Origin of the sequence: Chroococcidiopsis cubana SAG 39.79 (assembly GCF_003991895.1) — a bacterium.
GTDB lineage: Bacteria > Cyanobacteriota > Cyanobacteriia > Cyanobacteriales > Chroococcidiopsidaceae > Chroococcidiopsis > Chroococcidiopsis thermalis.
Genome location: NZ_RSCK01000060.1, coordinates 18854 through 39031 on the forward strand (window position 1 = coordinate 18854; position 20178 = coordinate 39031).

At 46.4% G+C, this 20178-nt stretch carries 13 protein-coding genes; 5 read left to right on the forward strand and 8 right to left on the reverse strand.

The annotated features are described in order from the left end of the window. Positions 1 to 12: 12 nt before the first annotated feature. Entirely contained in the window at positions 13 to 1890 is a 1878-nt protein-coding gene (locus tag DSM107010_RS25845; RefSeq protein ID WP_041462323.1) for a DNA-directed RNA polymerase subunit gamma, read from the forward strand. 181 nt (positions 1891 to 2071) lie between these two features. Continuing rightward, positions 2072 to 6118 carry a DNA-directed RNA polymerase subunit beta' gene (locus DSM107010_RS25850; RefSeq protein WP_127024231.1) on the forward strand — a complete coding sequence of 1349 codons (4047 nt, stop codon included), beginning with the start codon at positions 2072 to 2074 and terminating at the stop codon, positions 6116 to 6118. 80 nt (positions 6119 to 6198) lie between these two features. Here the strand turns inward: DSM107010_RS25850 and DSM107010_RS25855 are convergent, their stop codons facing one another. Further along, entirely contained in the window at positions 6199 to 7407 is a 1209-nt protein-coding gene (locus DSM107010_RS25855) for an HhoA/HhoB/HtrA family serine endopeptidase (protein WP_106169693.1), read from the reverse strand. Positions 7408 to 7570: 163 nt separating this feature from the next. On the opposite strand from DSM107010_RS25855, the gene DSM107010_RS25860 reads away from it, so the two are divergent. Next, positions 7571 to 7972 carry a metal-sensing transcriptional repressor gene (locus DSM107010_RS25860; protein WP_015152552.1) on the forward strand — a complete coding sequence of 134 codons (402 nt, stop codon included), beginning with the start codon at positions 7571 to 7573 and terminating at the stop codon, positions 7970 to 7972. A gap of 106 nt (positions 7973 to 8078) precedes the next feature. On the opposite strand, the gene DSM107010_RS25865 is transcribed toward DSM107010_RS25860, so the two are convergent. From DSM107010_RS25865 to DSM107010_RS25885, 5 genes are all read right to left on the reverse strand, one after another. After that, a complete protein-coding gene (locus tag DSM107010_RS25865; protein WP_106171500.1) occupies positions 8079 to 8813 on the reverse strand; it encodes a class I SAM-dependent methyltransferase in 735 nt (244 codons plus the stop codon). 21 nt (positions 8814 to 8834) lie between these two features. Continuing rightward, complete coding sequence (cobJ, locus tag DSM107010_RS25870) at positions 8835 to 10751, reverse strand: precorrin-3B C(17)-methyltransferase (RefSeq protein WP_127024234.1); 1917 nt, start codon at positions 10749 to 10751, stop codon at positions 8835 to 8837. Positions 10752 to 10805: 54 nt separating this feature from the next. Further along, positions 10806 to 11183 (reverse strand): hypothetical protein, encoded by a 378-nt coding sequence (locus DSM107010_RS25875; protein ID WP_015152555.1) that lies wholly within the window; start codon positions 11181 to 11183, stop codon positions 10806 to 10808. 85 nt (positions 11184 to 11268) lie between these two features. Next, complete coding sequence (locus DSM107010_RS25880) at positions 11269 to 12981, reverse strand: ABC1 kinase family protein (RefSeq protein WP_015152556.1); 1713 nt, start codon at positions 12979 to 12981, stop codon at positions 11269 to 11271. A gap of 428 nt (positions 12982 to 13409) precedes the next feature. Further along, positions 13410 to 16001: a M1 family metallopeptidase gene (locus DSM107010_RS25885; protein ID WP_127024237.1), complete on the reverse strand. Its 2592-nt coding sequence runs from the start codon at positions 15999 to 16001 to the stop codon at positions 13410 to 13412. A 343-nt stretch (positions 16002 to 16344) separates the two neighbouring features. On the opposite strand from DSM107010_RS25885, the gene DSM107010_RS25890 reads away from it, so the two are divergent. After that, positions 16345 to 16980, forward strand: coding sequence for a hypothetical protein (locus tag DSM107010_RS25890; RefSeq protein ID WP_106169416.1), 636 nt, complete (start codon positions 16345 to 16347; stop codon positions 16978 to 16980). 55 nt (positions 16981 to 17035) lie between these two features. On the opposite strand, the gene DSM107010_RS25895 is transcribed toward DSM107010_RS25890, so the two are convergent. Together DSM107010_RS25895 and DSM107010_RS25900 are read right to left on the reverse strand one after the other, a co-directional pair. Continuing rightward, on the reverse strand, positions 17036 to 17254 hold the full coding sequence (locus DSM107010_RS25895) for a type II toxin-antitoxin system HicA family toxin (protein WP_106169415.1): 219 nt from the start codon (positions 17252 to 17254) through the stop codon (positions 17036 to 17038). Beyond that, positions 17255 to 17473, reverse strand: coding sequence for a type II toxin-antitoxin system HicB family antitoxin (locus DSM107010_RS25900; protein WP_106169414.1), 219 nt, complete (start codon positions 17471 to 17473; stop codon positions 17255 to 17257). Between the two features lie 343 nt (positions 17474 to 17816). Between DSM107010_RS25900 and DSM107010_RS25905 the strand changes: the two genes are divergently transcribed. Next, complete coding sequence (locus tag DSM107010_RS25905) at positions 17817 to 20123, forward strand: DEAD/DEAH box helicase family protein (RefSeq protein ID WP_106169413.1); 2307 nt, start codon at positions 17817 to 17819, stop codon at positions 20121 to 20123. The last annotated feature ends 55 nt before the right edge of the window (positions 20124 to 20178 follow it).

Sequence of the window (20178 nt, forward strand, 5' to 3'; positions counted from 1 at the left end):
TACCCCTCAAATATGAGACCAGGATTATCAAATCAGTTCGACTACGTAAAAATTGCGATCGCCTCGCCTGACCGGATTCGGGTCTGGGGAGAAAGAACCTTGCCTAACGGTCAGTTGGTGGGCGAGGTGACAAAGCCAGAAACAATTAACTATAGAACGCTCAAGCCAGAAATGGACGGGCTATTTTGCGAGCGAATCTTCGGTCCGGCGAAAGATTGGGAGTGTCACTGCGGCAAGTATAAGCGCGTCCGGCATCGGGGCATTGTTTGCGAGCGTTGCGGTGTGGAAGTTACGGAATCCCGCGTCCGCCGCCACCGGATGGGTTTTATCAAACTCGCGGCTCCAGTTGCCCACGTTTGGTATCTCAAGGGTATTCCTAGTTATATTTCGATTTTGTTAGATATGCCCTTACGGGATGTCGAGCAAATTGTTTACTTTAACGCTTATGTCGTCCTCAAACCAGGCAACGCCGAGACTTTAACGTACAAACAATTGCTCAGCGAAGACCAGTGGATTGAGATTGAAGACCAACTTTACAGCGAAGATTCTACCCTAGAAGGTATAGAAGTAGGAATCGGAGCTGAGGCATTAGCGAATTTGCTCTCGGATATCAAACTGGAACCAGAAGCAGAAACGCTGCGGCAAGAAATTGGTACGGCAAAAGGACAGAAACGGGCAAAACTGATCAAACGGCTGCGGGTGATCGATAACTTTATCGCCACTGGCTCGAAACCAGAGTGGATGGTAATGAGTTATATTCCAGTAATTCCCCCAGACTTGCGCCCAATGGTACAGCTCGACGGCGGACGATTTGCTACGTCCGACTTAAACGATCTGTATCGTCGCGTAATCAACCGGAACAACCGTTTGGCGCGCTTGCAAGAGATTTTGGCTCCTGAAATCATCGTCCGTAACGAAAAACGGATGCTGCAAGAAGCCGTCGATGCTTTGATCGATAACGGTCGGCGGGGACGCACGGTGGTAGGCGCAAACAATCGTCCGTTGAAATCCTTATCGGATATTATCGAAGGGAAACAAGGTCGCTTCCGCCAAAACTTGCTCGGCAAACGGGTTGATTATTCGGGACGTTCGGTAATCGTCGTCGGACCCAAACTTAAAATTCACCAGTGCGGTTTGCCACGGGAAATGGCAATCGAGCTATTCCAGCCGTTTGTGATCCATCGTCTGATTCGCGGTGGAATTGTCAACAATATTAAAGCTGCGAAAAAACTGATTCAGCGCAATGACCCCAGCGTGTGGGACGTTTTAGAAGAGGTGATTGAAGGACACCCAGTCCTGCTCAACCGCGCTCCAACGCTTCACCGCTTGGGGATTCAATCTTTCGAGCCAATTTTGGTAGAAGGTCGTGCCATTCAGCTCCATCCTTTGGTCTGTCCGGCGTTCAACGCTGACTTTGATGGCGACCAGATGGCGGTTCACGTGCCTCTGTCCCTGGAATCGCAGTCAGAAGCAAGATTGTTGATGCTAGCTTCTAACAATATTCTGTCTCCAGCAACAGGCAGACCGATTATTACTCCCAGCCAAGATATGGTTTTGGGCTGTTACTACTTAACTGCCGAAAATCCCAACAACAATCGTGGCGCTGGCAGTTACTTTGCATCGCTCGATGACGCGATCGTAGCTTACGAGCAAGAGCGAGTAGACCTACACGCCAAAGTTTGGGTACGCTACGACGGCAAAGTAGAGACGGCGAAGCCAGACAGCGAGCCTTTAAAAGTAGAAAAGCAGGGTGACGGCACCGTGACCAAACACTTTCGCGAACGACGAGTCCGAGAGGATGGTAGCGGTAATTTGCTGTCGCAGTTCATCCTGACAACTCCTGGTCGGATTATTTACAACAAAGCAATTCAAGACTCGATTGTCAGCTAGGGATTAGGGGGCTGGGGACTAGGAAAATTTCAAAATTCGCAATTAACTCACTTCCCCTGTAAGGGCGGGTTCAACCGCAGAAGGATTTATTCCAGAACAGGTATCTTCAAAAAACCCGCCCCTACGATTCCCCACTCATCACGCGCTACGCACTACTCACTACTCACTACTCACTAAAAACATGGCAGACGGTAAGGAATTTATTTTTCGCAACCGCGTAGTTGGTAAAAGCCAGCTGAGAAATCTAATTGCTTGGTCGTTCACGACTTACGGCACTGCTCGCACGGCAGTTATGGCAGATAAGCTGAAAGATTTAGGATTTCGCTACGCGACGAAAGCAGGGATCTCAATTAGCGTTGACGATTTGATGGTTCCGCCTTCTAAGCGATCGCTCTTGGAAGCTGCCGAAGCCGAAATTAGAGCCACGGAAGCGCGTTACCAACGGGGAGAAATCACTGAGGTCGAGCGTTTCCAAAAAGTGATCGACACTTGGAACAGTACCAGCGAAGCCCTCAAAGATGAAGTGATGAGTCACTTCGAGCGGACGAATCCGCTGAACTCGGTACACATGATGTCTATTTCTGGGGCGCGGGGTTCGATCGCCCAGGTGCGGCAGTTGGTCGGAATGCGCGGGTTGATGGCAGACCCTCAAGGGGAAATTATCGACTTGCCAATTAAAACAAATTTCCGCGAAGGGCTGACCGTTACCGAATACATTATCTCGTCCTACGGGGCGAGAAAGGGTCTGGTAGATACGGCGCTGCGCACGGCAGACTCCGGTTACTTAACACGACGCTTGGTAGACGTATCCCAAGACGTGATCGTACGGGAATTTGACTGCGGTACGACCCGCGCCATTCCCGTGCGCCCGATGATGGATGGCGATCGCACTTTGATTCCGATCGGCAATCGTTTGCTGGGGCGAGTCGCGGCAGTTGATGTCATCCACCCAAAAACGAAAGAAGTGTTGGTGCAGAGAAACCAGCCCATTCATGACGAATTGGCGCAGGCAGTAGACAAAGCAGGCGTTGAAGAAGTGATGGTCCGATCGCCCCTCACCTGCGAAGCAGCGCGGTCGGTCTGCCAGCACTGTTATGGCTGGAGCTTGGCGCACGCCAAAATGGTGGATTTGGGTGAAGCGGTGGGGATCATTGCCGCTCAAAGTATTGGCGAACCAGGCACGCAGCTAACCATGCGTACCTTCCACACGGGCGGCGTATTTACCGGAGAAGTAGCGCGACAAGCACGGGCAGAACAAGACGGTACGATTCGGATGCCGCGCAATCTCCGCAATCGTCCGTTTAGAACCCGCCACGGGGAAGACGCGCTGATGGCGGAAAACAATGGGGCGCTGACTTTGGAGCTTGCCAATGGCAGCAAAGTGAATATTCCCGTCAACCAAGGTTCGATCGTGTATGTCAATGACGGTCAGACAGTAACAGTTGGACAACTAATCGCTGAAGTCCCCGTTGGCAACCGTACCACCAGAGTTAACACGGAAAAAGTTACGAAAGACGTGGCTTCGGACTTGGCAGGAGAAGTCAAATTTGCGGATGTCGTCGCCGAGGAAAAGACCGACCGTCAAGGTAACACGACGACGACTGCATCTAGAGGCGGCTTGATCTGGATCTTGTCGGGAGAAGTTTACAACTTGCCCCCAGGTGCAGAACCCAGCGTCAACAACGGCGATCGCGTCGAAGCGAATAGCGTCTTGGCGCAGATGAAACTGACCAGCGTGCATGGGGGTGTCGTGCGCTTACCCCAAGCTGCTGATGGGGCGCGGCAGCGAGAAATTGAAATCATTACTGCCTCTGTGGTTCTCGATACGGCTACCGTGCGATCGGAAAGCTTTCAAGGTCGCGAGCATTACACGATCGAAACAAATAACGGTCAACAATTTTCGCTCTTAGCAACCCCAGGCACAAAAGTGCAAAACGGTCAAGTTGTTGCAGAGCTAATTGACGATCGCTACCGCACTGCTACTGGTGGAATTGTCAAATTTGCTGGGGTAGAAATCGGGAAAAAAGGTAAGGCAAAGCAAGGTTACGAAGTCGTCAAGGGTGGAACTTTATTGTGGATTCCTGAAGAATCTCACGAAGTCAATAAGGATATCTCCCTGCTAATCGTCGAGGACGGCACGTATGTCGAAGCGGGTACGGAAGTCGTGAAGGATATCTTCTGCCAGAATAGCGGCGTTGTCACCGTGACTCAGAAGAATGACATTTTGCGCGAACTGGTGGTGAAGCCAGGGGAATTGCTGATGTTAGACGACCCAGAAGCAGCACTCGGCAGAGACGGAACTTTAGGTCAGCCTGGAGAAGAAATCGTCCCAGGACATACCCTATCCGAACTGCGTTATATCGAGTATGTCGAATCGCCTGAAGGTCCAGCCTTACTGCTACGTCCCGCAATCGAATATGCCGTACCAGATGTTCCACCCGTACCCAGCACGCAATCCGTTAACCAATCGGGTCGCCGGATTGAGTTGCGATCGATGCAGCGTATTGCTTTTAAAGATTCCGAGCGGGTGAAGTCGATTGAAGGAGTAGAACTGCTGCGGACGCAATTGGTCTTGGAAATCGAGCAAGACACGAGCGGAGAACACGGTAGTTCGCCAATGGTGGCAGATATCGAATTGATTCCCGATGCAGAAGATCCCGAACTCCAGCGCTTGCAGTTGGTAATTTTGGAGTCTCTAACAATCCGCCGCGACGTAGCCGCCGATGCTACCCAAGGCAGTACTTCAACCACATTACTCGTAGAAGACGGGCAGAATATTCCACCTGGTGCAGTGGTGGCACGGACGGCAATTCAGTGCAAAGAAGCCGGAGAAATTCGCGGTATTCGCGAAGGTGCGGAAGCCATTCGCCGCATTCTGGTGTTGCGAGAAAGCGATCGCCTATCCATTCCAACCAAAGAACGTCCTCAAGTCAAAATTGGTGACTTGGTTGTAGCAGGTATGGAAATCGCTCCGGGAGCAGTTGTGGCTGAATCCGGGCAAGTACTGGAAATTAAGAAGGCAACGGGAGACAAAAAAGAGCAGGAACAACCAGGCGATGGTGCGTTGGTTAGCAATGCTTATGAAGTGGTTGTACGCACAGGTCGCCCTTATCGCGTCAGTAACGGTGCGGTATTGCAAGTCGAAGACGGCGAACTGGTTCAACGGGGCGATAACTTAGTGTTGTTGGTCTTTGAACGGGCAAAAACCGGAGACATCATTCAGGGTTTACCCAGAATTGAGGAACTACTGGAAGCGCGCAAGCCAAAAGAAGCGTGTATCCTTGCCCGTGCTGGCGGTACGGTAGAATACAATCGGATTGAGGATGAAACTGTTGCCATTAAGGTGATTGAAGATTCTGGCAATCTTACCGAGTATCCAATTGGACCTGGGCAAAATGCCATTGTCTCTGATGGAGCGCACATAGAGTTAGGTACGCCACTGACCGACGGTCCAGCAAACCCCCATGAAATTCTGGAGATTTTCTACAATCGCAATGCTGCCGAGGGTGTCTATGCTAGTGCGCTGGAAGCTTTACAGCGAGTTCAGACATTTCTAGTGAATGAAGTTCAGTCCGTCTATCAGTCTCAAGGCATTGATATTTCTGACAAGCACATCGAAGTGATCGTGCGTCAGATGACTTCCAAAGTGCGGATCGACGATGGTGGCGACACGACCATGTTGCCAGGGGAGTTGATCGAACTGCGGCAAGTCGAGCAGGTCAACGAAGCAATGAGCATCACTGGTGGGGCGAAAGCACAGTATACGCCGATGCTCTTGGGTATTACCAAGGCATCGCTGAATACGGATAGCTTCATTTCAGCAGCTTCGTTCCAAGAAACGACTAGGGTACTGACTGAAGCAGCGATCGAGGGTAAATCTGATTGGTTGCGGGGTCTGAAAGAAAACGTAATCATCGGACGCTTGATTCCAGCGGGAACTGGTTTTAACACCTACGAAGAAGTCAGTACGACCAGTACTGACGATTTCGACACCATGTCAACCAGCGTCTTTGATGATGGTGACGATGCCATGGATGTCGTCCTCGACGATCGCACGGCTCGTGCCTATAACTTAGACGGTATGGGAGATAGCTTCGGTTTCGATCGCAACGCTGCCATCCTGGATGAAGATGACGATCTGATGATCGACGACTCTTCAGCTGGCGACATGGATGATGACGATGATGACGATGATGACGATGACGACTTCGACGACGACGATATCTAACTAAAAAATAGGGTGGGCAATGCCCACCCTTTCGTTTTCTGTCAAGAGACAAAATTTCGCCTCTCGATAAATAAAATCTCTTATTTGAGCGAAGCGCTTTGCAACTCGCCCGTGCGGACGGAAAGTTGTTGAGTTCGATCGCCCCGCCGGACTTTGACTTGGATCGCCTGCCCGACTTGAGTATCCTCGACTAAACTTTGTAGCTGTTCGGCTTTCGTAATCGTCTGCCCGTCTACTTGGACGATGACATCTCCCCGACGCAACCCAGCGGCAGCAGCAGGCGAGTTGGGTAAGACTCGTACTACCAATACGCCATTCACTTCGGGAATTTGAATTGCCGAATTAGGATCGCTGTTATTTTGCCTTGCCAATGAGGGGGTAAGGGTTTCCATTTGTACCCCAATATATGGATGGGCGACTTGCTCACCTCGAATTAACCGATCTTTAATCGCTTTGGCTTTGTCAATTGGAATTGCAAAACCGATCCCCATCCCGTCAGCGCGAATCGCCGTGTTGATGCCGATGACCTCACCGCGATCGTTCAATAGCGGACCCCCAGAATTACCAGGATTGATCGCCGCATCGGTTTGAATGAAATCTAGCCGTTTATCGGGAATGCCAACTTGGGCGCTAGAACGCTTAAGAGTGCTGACAATACCAAGGGTGACGGTGTTATCTAATCCCAAGGGATTTCCCACGGCGATCGCCCAATCTCCAACCTGGACGCTAGAAGAGTCTCCCAAAGGTGCTACGGGCAAATTTTTGCCGTTGACTTTAATCGCTGCCAAATCGGTAACTTCATCTACACCTTGCACCTGACCTTCCAAAACACGCCCATCTTTTAAAGTTACCGTCACCTTATCGGCTTGAGCGACAACGTGGGCATTGGTTAAAATCTCGCCGCTAGAATCGACAATGAAGCCAGAACCCAATCCTTGTAAACGTTCGGGTGGCAATTGTTGGGGAAAGTTTTCGCCAAAAAAGCGCCGGAAAAATGGGTCGTCTGAAAAAGGATCGGGTAGGCGGCGCGTAATCGTGCGTTCTGTATCGATGCGTACCACCGCTTGTCCGACGCGATTAACTGCCGCAGTTACAAAGCTGTTGGGCTGGATGGCAGCTTTTTGAGTTGGGGCTGCTGGTGTGGCAGCTTGGGAAATAGTTGCTTGAGGTACTGGGTCTGCTTGTGATGGTAGTACCCACAGACAACCGCTTAGAAATACACCTATAACAATCGCCAACACATAAGTACTGAGTTGGCGGATATACTGCATAACTTTTCGTAATTGCATAGAATCAACAATTTCTGACTTACGACTTACGACTTACCAATGACTCATGACCAATGACAAGTTATATCTAATATTTTGGCAAAGCTTGCAGCAGATAGCGGAAACTGACTCAATTGCTCTAGGCTAGAATTTGAACTAACTCTATTAGCGGGTGCGATCGCGCATGAACGGCACAGATAAACTAACAAAAAGCTCCTCGTCAATTGCTAGGACTGAAAAACTCTCCCCATCTACTGACTTAGACCTCAGCCACAGTCACGTTCACGAGCAGGGGTCGGCTCACGCTCACGTTCACGTCCATAGTGAAGAATCTCTACGCGCTGTAATCAATCGACTTTCTCGCATTGAAGGACACATTCGCGGGATTAAAACTATGGTGCAAGAAAACCGAGATTGTCCCGAGGTATTGACGCAGATTGCAGCCGTGCGCGGAGCGCTCGATCGCGTTGCTCGCATGATTTTAGACGAGCATCTGACTGAATGTATTGCTAGAGCTGCTCGAGTAGGAAATTTGGAAGACGAAATCGATGAATTGAAAAAAGCTCTGGATCGATTTTTGCATTAGTCCAGCATTGCAAAAACAAAGTGCCAGTGAATCACAGCGCTAAATGCTCGTAGATATTGGATTTTTTGACTTCTGACTTTTGACTTCTGACTTCTCACTTCTCGTACTAAAACCGTACTTTATACAATTGAAATAATTCCCCTGCTTGCCGTGCCACAATTTTAGCACCAGTAGCTTTTATCGTTTTTTCCCACTCAGATATAGGCTCCAGAAACACTTCTGCACCCAGGTAGGTTTCTAAAACTGCCCAATCTTCTGCTAGGGGTGTTTCGGGGTTGAGAATGTCGAAGACAAAAAAACCATTCGGTTTCAGCACCCGCTTGACTTCTGCCATGACGGTACTCCAGTACTCGCGGGGAAAATAACAGCTAAATCCAGTGGCGATCGCTAAGTCAAATTGAGCTGGAGCGTAGTTTAACTGGTGGGCTGGTCTTAATTCAACACCTTTAAATAACTTTGAATTCAACTGCGGACTGCGAGCATTCAAGGTATCCCGCGCTACTGTACTGACTTCTTGACCGTAAAAAAATGCTTGCCATTCCGTCCAAGGATAAATCAGAAAGCTAACACCACAGCCAATATCTAAGCAAGTTTGATTTTTCTGCGGTTGAGCCATCTCCCAAAAAGGAGAAGCCAGTCTGCCAGCCAGAATACCAGTTTTCCACTCGTGAAATATCGGCATTGCCTGCACTTCTGGCGGGAGTGCCAAATCTTGACCTTGATACTGTCGGTTGAACCGATACCCTACTTGCTTGACTATTTCTTCCCAATTCTGCGATTGAAAAATGTTGCTGCTTTGAAAGCTAGGCGAATTCGAGTTGCTGCTGCTTGGTTTGGACATAATAGAAAGGTAACTAGTCTGTTATTCTTTCATTTCTGGCACAAAACCCAAATAACCCCGTGGGGTAATTATCCAATTGGCATAGGTGCGAGTACTAGAATTGCCAATTAATACAGTAGATAGCATATCGACGGGCAAATCGAGTAACTTTTCTAAAGTTGTTAGGTAAATTTGTTCGTCTTGACGGTAAGCCGCACGGACGATCGCGACTGGAGTGTTTGGAGCGCGATATTGTAGGAAAATGTCTCTGGCGATTTGTAGCTGTTGGACGCGCGATTGCGATCGCGGATTGTAAATTGCCGTGACGAAATCAGCCATTGCTGCGGCAATCAAGCGCTTTTCAATAACTTGCCAAGGGGTGAGTAAATCGCTTAAGCTAATGGCGCAAAAGTCGTGCATTAGAGGCGTGCCAACGCGAGCAGCGGCGGCTTGCAACGCCGTAATTCCAGGAAAAACTTGTACTTGAGGTGTGTTTCCGTCCCAGTCTCCTGCTTGCAATTCTTCCATCACCAACCCTGCCATACCGTAAATGCCGCAGTCTCCCGAAGATACCACCGCTACCGTTAAGCCCCACTGCGCCAGTTCGATCGCTCTTTGAGCGCGCTGTCTTTCTTGGGTAATGGGTAAAGTTTCGATAATTTGCTGGGGCTGTAGCAACGCCGCAATCAATTCTATGTAGAGAGAGTAACCGATAACTGCATCAGCCGTGGCGATCGCGCTTTTGGCAGCTGGGGTGATTTGCTCGATCGCACCAGGTCCTATTCCCACGAGGAACAGTTTCCCAATACGACCCGTATATTCGATTTCCGATTGGGCGATCGCGATCGTGACTGCACCTTGAAGATTTTGGCTGTTTATTTCTGCATCTAAATTGTCAGCCGTGCTACGGAAGACTTGTTTTGTCACTAATAAGTTTTGAGAGTTGGCAGCCCGTAAAGCCGCAGCTTCAGCGACGCTAGGAGTGCCGACTTCTCGTTCTACGACTGATGAGGGGTTAGGAACGGAAATCGCGCTCAAGATTTCGGCGGGGAAAGTCCGTAAGGGAAAATCGTAGGCGTGGCACAATTCGACTAACCCAACTTCATCAGCTTTCAGGTCGATCGTAGCAATCCCGGCGATCGCGTCTATAGCAAGTTGATTCTCTCGGCAGACTTGCCCGATTGCAGCTTCAATCAGTTGTCTTGAGGTTCCCCGTTCGCAACCGATTCCCACCCACAAGACACGGGGATGCCATTGGATTTGAGGCGATTGTGCCTCCTGGATTGGGCGTGGTGTAATCCAAATTTTGACTTTTGCGTCAGAAGATCCTGCAAAACTCAAATTTGACTGTTGGACGCTAGCTGTCGATCGCCACAAGGTAGAACCAGCTTCTTGAATGACTTGTACGGGTTCGCCACGCACTACTGCCGCACTCACTTCCGTCCAATCTCCTCTACCTTTATGCCACCCAAAGGGAACGCCCAATAAATCTACGGCGGGTAATCCTAAGCTTGTAGAAGCGCTGGTTAATATTGGAGTTGCATCGATGAGCTGGGCAATTATTTTTGTGAGACGATCTGCTCCACCTTGATGTCCGCCACACAAACTGACGACAAACTTTCCTGCCTCATCGACGACCACAACTGCCGGATCGGTAGCCTTGTTTTGCAATAAGGGTGCGACAATCCTCACAACTGCCCCAGTTGCCAAACAAAAAATAAAGGCGCGGTGAGATTGCCACAATTCGGCTACGTGAGATTTGAGCGAACCCGAGTAGGATTGGACTCCGGCAATACTCGATAAAGACTCTGGAACCCAGATTGGACTATTAGCTTGACAAATAGACCGCAATCTACTAGCACCAGTAGAAGTTGTCGCGATCGCGCATAAAGGTTGAAAATCTTGCAACAACACAATTTTTTGCTCTAAAGCACTGATGTAGAAAAATAAGGTGAGCATTGCTCACCCTACCCACGAACTATTACAAATGACCAATGACTGATGAGTGATAAATTATTCCCAAGAATCAAGATTAAAAGCTTGAAATCCTTCCCGTTCTGCTAAAGCAAACATGCTACCCAACTGATACCAGACTAACAAACCAGTCAGTAACGTCAGGGGAACGGCAAAAGCATAAGACATCATGATGGGGAAGCCAAAAATTTCAATCCCAGAGGCAAGAAAGACGCAAACACCGACAGCCATGCCCAAAAAAGGAAAAATTAATTGTCCGGTGCGGATTTTAGCCATTGTATCGGTATCGGTGGCGCGATCGCTCGACCATTTTTGTAGCAGCTGTTTGAGCGTGCCAGAAAACGCCGCTCCAGAAGTCAAGGCGACAAACAAACCTGCAACGAGCAGGAAATAAGGCGGAGTGGACGGGTAAAACATGGCAGATACCTTAAACTTACAAATTTTTTATTTTAACTTTTGTTACTTTCAACATCTTACCCTTTTGCATCCATCATGTATCCCCTTACCGCTCTCGATCTGGGGTAGCAATGAGTGAAAATACTGCTGTCGGCAGAATTGCCGCCGTTTCTCTAGATAAATTGGCGATCGCTCCAATCGCGGCATCAAACAGACGTGCAGGCTGAATTTCATCCTTGACTAAATTCCAGATCCGCTGTACTTCTGCTGTATGCAGGCGATCGTCTTCCGTCAGTGCCATCACCAATTGTTGCCGTAGGTATTTCCCTTCTTCAGATAGAAGATACTGCAAGCCAAGTTGAGCGGTGGGTAGAATATCAAAACTATCGTCAGCGCTAGCGATGTCGAGCAAATCTTCCAACCGCTGCCACTGAAACTTACCATTTTTGAACAAGAGATTGAGTAACCTGCGCCGCAGTTCGGGGGTTTCACCCGTCAGTAACCGCCGTGCCACATAGGGATAAGCAACTTCGATAATCTTGAAATCTGGATTAAGGCTGAGGGCAATTCCTTCTTGCGTAATCAAAGAACGGATAATTAGCGCAAATTTAGAAGGGACGCGGAAAGGATAGTCATACATCAACTCCGAATAGGAGTCGGTGATGGTTTTGAAGTTAAAATCTCCTACATTTTTACCGATCGCGCTACCCCAAACTGCTTCTAAAGCTGGGATAATCGGGCGAATATCAGTGTCTGGCGTGAGAAATCCTAGCTTGACGTAATCTTCTGCCAATTCATCATAGTCTTTATTCACGAGATGCACGATCGCATCTACTAGCGTTTCTTTTGTCCGCTCGTCCAATTGATCCATCATGCCGAAGTCAATGTAAGCCATTCGTCCGTCTGGCATGGCAAACAAATTACCTGGATGGGGGTCAGCATGAAAGAATCCGTGTTCTAATAGCTGTTGCAGCCCAGCTGTCACACCAATTTCGATCAATTCATCTGTATTCAATCCCGCTGCTTGGATGCTAGCAGTGTCATTCAACTTAAATCCGTTAATCCACTCCAGCGTCAGGACGCGAGTATTCGTATAGCGCCAGTAAATTAAAGGAATTTTGACGTGAGGATCGTTACGGAAGTTGGTCGCAAACTTTTCGGCGTTCCGTCCTTCGTTGAGGTAATCGATTTCCTCAAATAACTTCGTCCCAAATTCGTCTACAATCATCGTCAGATCGTGACCGAGATTGAGCGGCAACCAAGGAGATAGCCAACTCGCCGCCCAACGCATTAAGTAAAGGTCGAGGGTAATCGTCGGGCGTAAATTCGGACGCTGTACCTTAACGGCAACTTCTTCGCCACTATGGAGCCGAGCGCGATACACTTGTCCCAAACTCGCAGCAGCTACAGGTTGTGGCGAAATTTGACTGTAAATTTCTTCAACCGAGCGCCCCAATTCGGTTTCAATCGTGCGCAAAGCAATTTCCTGCTCGAAGGCAGGTAGTTGGTCTTGCAGTTTTACCAGTTCGTCTAGAAAATCTTTTCTCACCAAATCTGGGCGAGTGGAGAGCGCTTGACCGACTTTGATAAACGTCGGACCCAGATCTGTAAGGAGCTGCCGCAGTTGGACGGCTCGTTTGAGCTTATTTTCTTCTTCGCGATCGCGCCAATCGTCCCACTTTAAACCAAAAATAAACCCAGCAAACAACCAGACGACCTTGAAAGCCCGCGCTACAGCCAGCAAAGGACGGAAGCGATAATACTGCGCGATCGCTTCTGGATCGTAGCGTTTAAGCTGAGCGAGTTGATACTGACCCACGCCTTGACTTGCCTCTTTACAATCGGATATTTACACTCGTTTACTAACCAGGGTAATCTCGTGACTACTTTTAACTACGAGTCAATCAGCTTAGATTCCCAAACAGTCAACTATAGCCTCTTTAAACTGCCCTGTCGATGTCTTCTTATACGTAGAATACGTTATTTAAATTGTATCTATTCTTAACATAGTATATAAAAGTACAAATCAATTGATAAGAAAAGTTAAGAAGAGGAGTCAGGAGCCAGGAGTCAGGAGCCAGGAGTCAGGAGCCAGGAGTCAGGAGTCAGGAGCCAGGAGTCAGGAGCCAGGAGTCAGGAGCCAGGAGTCAGGAGTCAGGAGTCAGGAGCCAGGAGTCAGGAGATAATTGTGAATTGTGAATTGATTTTGTCTCCCTTGTCTCCCTTGTCTCCCTTGTCCCCTGCTTCCTATTTAGAAGCCTTAGCCTCCAAGCTCTCCAGCCGACTCATCAGGGTTTGGTTTTGTTTTTTGAGCTGGTCGATTTCGTCGCGGAGTTGCTTGACAGCTTGGTCAGAACCTGCTGAGCTTTGGACTTTTGCTACAGCTTCTTCGGCGATTCGTTGGACTCGTCCATCAAGGGATTGCGTTGCTAAAGCTTGTAAAATCGCGATCGCTTTGGGGGTTTCCATTTGTCCCAGGGCAGTCACGACCGAGACTTGGGTGAGGAAGAAGCTTTCGTAAGATAATTCGGTTAATCGTTCTAAAATTCGGTCTAAATTGGTAGCAGATTGACCTGTGGAGATGGTTCCGAGAGCGCGGACAGCCGCAAGGCGCAAGGCTTGAGGAACTCCTAAGCGGGTGTATTCTAAAATTAGGTCTAGTGCCTCGGCTGAGATTTTCATTTGACTCAAACCCGCGATCGCTCCAGATCGGACGACTTCATTCCAGCCTGCTTTGTTTTCTAAAATCGATCTGAGCAGCTTTAAAACTTTCTCTTCCTTGGGCTTTTCTTCCAATTGGGCAGCGGCGATAACACCAATTGCCCTGGCTGCGGCTGCTTCTACGTAATAACTGCTGTCGCCATCTTCCACAATCGGCTTCAGGGCTTTGTAACTCGCATAAGTTTTGATGTTACCCAAAGCCTCGACTACGGCACGTCGTACTAAGGGATTTTCATCGTTCAATCCGACAACTAAAGCTTCAAAAGCTTGGTCGAGCTTAATTTGAGCTAATTGTTTCGCGACTTCTACTTTGACACCCCAAAAGCGATCGCTTTTCAATGCTTCAGCAAGGGCATTGAGCGCCTCTAAACCACCTTTTTTCCCCAAAGCTTCAGCTGCGTATATCCGAGAAATCGGATCGGGATCGAATTGCAACTGTGCCTTTAGTTCTGGAATAGAATATTCCAAAGTTACGGTTTTCAAGTAATTATTATTAGCATCAAAGCTAATAAACTGAGGTTTCTCTTCCAAAGGAAAGTAGAAACTCTGTTCCTTTTCATGAACGCGCACGGTGAATGTTTTTTGTAGGGGCGCATAGCTATGCGCCCCTACATCACCTTGTGCATAGCCAAAAGCGATCGGTATTTTCAAATCGAATAGATCGTTTTGGGTTTGGTTAACAGTCACCTTCGCTAATTTGCTATCGCTATCCCATGAGTAAGCAATCTTGAATTCAGGATGTCCGCCGCGATAAACATATTGATCGAAAAGAAATAAAAGATTTCGTCCTGTAACTTTCTCAATTGCCCGAAGTAAATCTACAGTTTCTACAGTATTGTGAGCGTTATCTTGCACGAAAGTTTGGATTGCCCGCCAAAATAACTCTTCTCCTAACTCTGCCCGAATCATGTGGTAAACGCAGGAACCCTTTTCATACAAGTGGCGATCGTACAATTCGATCGCCTCCCGATAAACGTGCGTTACAATTGGGCGACGATAGCGGCTGCTGTCTTCAGCGAGATAGTTTCGGGCTTCTAGCAAGCGGTAGTAGGCAGCATCTTCGGCTCCATACTCTTGTTCCGTCCACATCACCTCAGAGTAGGATGCCATGCCTTCTTTAATCCAAGCATGAGACCAGTGTTTAATTACAACTAAATCGCCGAACCACTGATGGGCGAGTTCGTGTGCGACTAGGCTTTCAGTTAAACGGTTGTCAATCGCCGCGCGTTCGTCTAACAAACATCTATCTGTCAGCAGGGTGGTAGACGTATTTTCCATCCCACCAAAAATGAAATCATCTACGCAGACTTGGGCGTATTTGGGAAAAGCATAAGGATAACCGTACTTCTGGCTGAAGAATTCGACCATGCGGGGAGTTTTGCCCATGCTGCGCCGCGCATCTTCTTCTCTACCTTTTTCTACGTAGTAAGTAACTGGTTTACCATTCCATTCATCCTGAATTTCGGCAAAGTCTCCTACTGCTAAAGTCATTAAATAGGATGGGTGGACTTGCTCTTGCAACCAGTGAAAGATTTTGTCGTCACCGTTTTCTTCGGTGTGGATTAATCTACCGTTGGAAATGGCAATGTAGGGTTTGGGGACGCGCACCCGAATTTCTGAAGTTGCGAGTTGTCCTGGGTAGTCGAAGCAGGGAAACCAGAAACGGGAGTCTTCATCTTCTCCTTGCGTCCAGACTTGAACTGGTTTGTTAGGGTAGTGTTTGTCTGGGGCGATAAAGTAAATTCCGCGTTGGGGTTTCGTGACAGAATAGGCGATCGCAATTTTGATTGATTGTCCCGTTTGTGTAGGGTTAGCTAGATTTACCTGTAGCTGTTGCCCATCATAATCGTATGTCGTTGAGGTAGCATCGACTTGGACTGAGTGAATGTTGAGACTGACTGCATCTAGCGTCAGGCGATCGATCCCGTTGCGGACGGGTTTGAGTTGAATCGTGCAAGTTCCGTCATAGCTTTGGTTGGGGATATCTAAATTGAGATCGAGAAAAATATGCTCGACTTGTCCGGGGCGATCGGGATTATAGTGGGGTTTTGCCCCTGGTAGTTCAAAAGATTTATGTTTATGACCGTTATTATCTGTATCGAAATAGGATTGCAGCATGGTAAGGGTCAACCTGCGATAGATGAAAAATAGTTGATGTTGATCTTATATTCCTTCCAGGGTAACGCCTTTGACAGTTATCAGTGACCAGTGACCAGTGACCAGAGTTGCAGGTGAGAGTATCGCGCGATCGCAGCTATGCAGCAACAGAGTATGTTCGTTTCAGACGCTAGTTCTACAGCTACGTCTGAAAAACTACAGAATGCTGCTGATTTTTATCCCTATACGATCGACTTATGCAGAGATATCTGATACAATACAAAAATACTTAGGAAGTCCCCCGGTCTGACAAACTGAGGACTTCCTAAATCAAAAAGCAAATATAATTTACTTGTGTAACCGTATGTTAGCACAAACAAATCCTGCTGCGATCGCCTCCAACAAAAATTCTTTGAAATCGCGCGACATAAATGAAAGAATCAGACAGCGCGATCGGCTGATAGTCGAGAATGCCCTAGCCCAAGGATGCGACTACTGGCAGATGTTTAAAGCCATGCCCAAAGAGACATTCAAAGCTTGGCTGGAGTCGCAAGGCAAGACTTTGGCTGAAGCGAAAAAGTTCATCCGGCTATTTGAGACATTTCGAGATTTTGCGATCGAGAAGATAGAACGGATCTCTCTGACTACGTTATTTGCTCTAACTCAGAAGCGATATCAACAACTCATATCCAAGCTGTGGGGATTGCCAGCAGTCAACGAAAAGCAGGTTTCTGAATTGATGGCAGAAGAAAGGAAGAAGCAGCAACAGGACTCTGCGCCACAACGAGATTCAAGCGGATTAATTAACCTACCCAGTGGTGGTAGAGCGTTTCAGTTTCCTCTATTGCACGATGATGAAACAATTGCCCGCTTGTTGCAAGTTTTACAGTATTGGGGGTTAACGCCGCGACAACTCTTAATTGAGGCGATTGCAACTCTGCACTCTAAGCTGGAAGTTGTGTCGAGAGATAGGCAAGTGTTTGAGGCGATCGCTGTGTGAGTTTTATATGTGAGAGTTATGCAATTTGCGATCGCGTCTGCCAATCCTATCTGTATTATCTATTTGTCAGAAACTCATCTACCGTCATTCCCGCTTGTCGAATCAAACTTCTCAACAATCCTGGTGCTAATTCTCGATGATTTAGGACTGATAAAGTGAGTCTTGATTCGTGCCAAAGTATCATATGGCTTCCAGTTTGATTGTCTAATACATAATCAAATTTTGCAAAAACTTTGACAGCTTCTTTACCAGAGATATTTGATAATCGACCCATTTATACTACAACTTCCCCAATAAAGGATTGAGATTCTTGAGCAACATAAGGATTACCGTGTTTAGCTTGTACGTGTAAATAACCTCTTATAGCGTCTTTGATATTTTCAACTGCTTCATCTAAAGTCTTTCCTTGACTGACACAACCCGGAAATTCGGGAACCTCAGCAACATAACCTTGATATTCTGAATCCAATGTAAATATGACTTGAAATTTCATCATTAATTTATTTTCAATCAATATATTTCTGTAATAAATTTAGCACTGAGAAGAGGCGATCGCCTGAAGTATATAATCTTGAGAGCGGCGATCGCTCTTTTTAAAGATTGCGGTTAAAGTCATATTTATACAATAAAACCTGCTGGTGCAGGTTCCAAAACTTTCTTCTATATTAGTCCGCGTTAGCGCAGCTTGCCGCAGGCTAGGCGGACTTTGTTTGTGTAGCCGCGAATTCTATTCGCCCAGTATTTTTTCCTGTTAAAATAATTCGCATTCTGGGAACTCTACATACAAGAGCAGATGGAAATTAACTGCTTACAAAATTGGAGTACTGGAAGTTTTTATGAACGAATGTAAACCGGAAAGCTTTTTTCGCTCTTACGATCTGACCAAAGAGCAAAAGCAACCAAAAGATCCTGCCGCTCATCAACACGATGCGCTAAACAAACTACAAAGATGGTATCAAACTAAGCATTCTACTCATCATGGCGGTATTTTAGTTTTACCAACAGGAGGCGGTAAAACTTTCACTGCTATGCGTTTCCTTTGCACTCATCCACTATCAGAAGGTTACAAAGTTTTGTGGCTGGCACACACTCACCACTTACTTGAACAAGCTCTGTATAGTTTAGAATCAGAAGTCAAGCTAATTAGAAATAAGCAAAAGCTGAATGTAAGAGTTGTTTCCGGTACAACAGGACACTTTCGCCCTAGTCAAATCCAAACTAGTGATGATGTATTAATTTGCACGCTACAAACTATAACCCGTGCTTACAATAACGGAATTACTCAACTAAAAGGCTTTCTTAACTCAGTAGGAAAGAAACTTGTTGTCGTATTTGATGAAGCACACCACTCCCCAGCACCTAGTTATTGCAGATTTATTAAAGCATTACGTAAAAACCATACAAATATGTACTTATTGGGATTAACTGCAACCCCAACCCATACAGACAAGAAGAAAGTTGGCTGGTTAAGCGAGTTATTTCCTCAAGAAATTATCTATCAAATCAGTCCTAAAGACTTGATGGCGGCTGGAGTGCTAGCAAAGCCAATTTTTGAAACTTCTCGCACAACTGTTACACCTGAATTTGACGAAAATAAGTATCAGCAGTGGGTTAAAGACTTTCGAGACTTACCAGAACAAATCATTACTAAACTTGCTGAAAACCGAGAGCGTAATGCATTCATTGCTAAAACTTATGCTGACAATAAAGAGCGTTATGGCAAAACTATTATTTTTGCAGATCGTTGGTTCCAATGCGAGCAAATATGCGGTTTCTTAAAACAATATGAAATAAAAGTAGATACAATTTATAGTCATATTGATGCCGATCCTAGTAGTGCTGATGCTAGAAATAAACGAAATGAAAATACAAATAAGCAAGTATTAAAAGCTTTTCATAAAAACGAGTTAGATGTACTAATTAACGTCAGGATGCTAACAGAAGGTACGGATGTTCCTGACGTTCAAACTGTATTTCTTACTAGACAAACAACTAGTCAAATTTTAATGACTCAAATGGTTGGTAGAGCTTTACGTGGTACTCAGTTTGGTGGTACAGAATCAGCTTATATCGTGTCGTTTATAGACAATTGGCAACAAGCTATCAATTGGGCTGAATACGAAATAGAAAAGCTTCCTACTATTGACACCGTACAACCGATTGGTGAAAGAGTAGCCATGCAGCTAATTTCTATCGATTTATTGCGTCGGCTCATCGAACAAATAAATAGCGGTGTTAACGTCAATACACATCCATTTATAACTCAGATGCCCCTGGGTTGGTATCGAGTTCAGTTGGAAGTGATGAAAGAAGAAGATGAAAGTACTGAAATAGCGCAACAGCTAGTTATGGTTTTTGAACATGAAAAAGCTAGCTATGAGAACTTTATTCAGTTTCTCCAGGATGTTGAAGAATCAGAGATAGAGGGATTTCTAGAACCTACTATAAGTTTTGATGACGAGCATGAGCAGATAGTTGAAAAATTGAAGGAAGGAGTATTTTCACCTGATAGCCAGTCTATAGGTGGAGATTTAATGAAAAATCTATTGTACATTACTTGCCATATGGCACAAAATGATAGAGAAGCTCCCACTTGGTTCGATTTCAAAAAACGTAAAGAACATAATCTTGATGATTTAGCTCAGAAATTCATTGATACAGACTTAGGTTCTCGTGCTTTAATTCAGGAACTTCAGACAGAATATGACAGAATAGATAGATATTGGAAAATCATTTATCACGATCTCAATCTGTTTAAATCACAATACGATGCCTGTGCTAATCGAATTTTAATAAATGAGAAAAATAGTGGTATCAGTAATGATAGCTCTTTTATCGGGACAGCTCCACCTGATTTAGAGCCATCAGAGGAAATTAAGAAGTTGGTAAAAAAACGAGATAAATATCAATGTCTTTGTTGTGGAGAAGATAAACAATACTTATTACAAATAGACCATATTAATCCTAAATATCGAGGTGGTAACCATTCTTTAGATAATTTGCAAACCCTTTGTAAGGTATGTAATAAAGTTAAAGGAACTGAAGTCGTCGATTTTTGCCTTTATCAAACTCCATTAAATGCACCAAAAACACAATGTCCTCACTCTGAATTAATAAGAATAGAGCATTTTCTAGTCTACTGAGGTACAATAACAGCAATGAGTAAACCAGCCACGTAGATCTTCAACAGAGACTTGA